This window comes from Methylobacterium tarhaniae, assembly GCF_001043955.1.
Lineage (GTDB): Bacteria > Pseudomonadota > Alphaproteobacteria > Rhizobiales > Beijerinckiaceae > Methylobacterium > Methylobacterium tarhaniae.
This window is the reverse complement of sequence record NZ_LABZ01000370.1, coordinates 1-640: the sequence shown is the minus strand read 5'-3', so window position 1 is coordinate 640 and position 640 is coordinate 1. Positions and strand designations below refer to the sequence as shown.

Below are 640 nucleotides of genomic sequence, written 5' to 3'. Positions count from 1 at the left end.
TGATTGAACCCGGCCCGTCGGTCGTCTTACCCAAGGGCCGCCTTCCCCCCCCCGAGGACCGCCCGCCCTATGAGAACCCTGCTCGCCGCGGCCCTGCTCGCCGGCCTCTCCGCCTGTCCCGCCGCGGCGCAGTGGAGCGACGACGATCGCCCGCCGACCCGGCGCAGCTCCGGTGACGATTTCGGCCGGCGCGACGGCGACCGCCCGCGCTTCGGCGACGACGACGGTCCGCGGGATCTCGACCGCCGCGACCGGGCCCGGCGGGACTTCGATCGCCCCGACCCGGACGAGATCCTGCCCCGGCGCCGCGACCGCGACCGCGACTGGAGCGAGCGCGACCGCCGCGACGCCGAGGGCCGCTGGCGGGACGACCGGTTCCGGGACCGGGACGACCGCTACGGCTACAATCCCTACAATCCCTACGGGCCGGGCATCGTCCCGCCTGCCGCGCCCGGCGGGGTCTTCGTCGTTCCGCCGCCGATCCCGGGCGCACGCCGCTCCTATTGATTCGTCAACCCCCAAGGGATCTTGTCCCGAGGGATCCTGCCCCAAAGGATCCTGCCCCGAGAGATCCTGCCCCGAGAGATCCCGATGATCCCAGCATCCAGCCCTCCCGCTCCCCGCGGCGAGCCCGCCCGCC

Annotated in this window: 1 protein-coding gene; it reads left to right on the top strand. The window is 74.4% G+C overall.

What is annotated here, in order from left to right:
* The first annotated feature begins 69 nt into the window (after positions 1-69).
* Positions 70-507, top strand: a complete 438-nt coding sequence (locus tag VQ03_RS31245) for a hypothetical protein (RefSeq protein ID WP_053078796.1) — start codon at positions 70-72, stop codon at positions 505-507.
* The last annotated feature ends 133 nt before the right edge of the window (positions 508-640 follow it).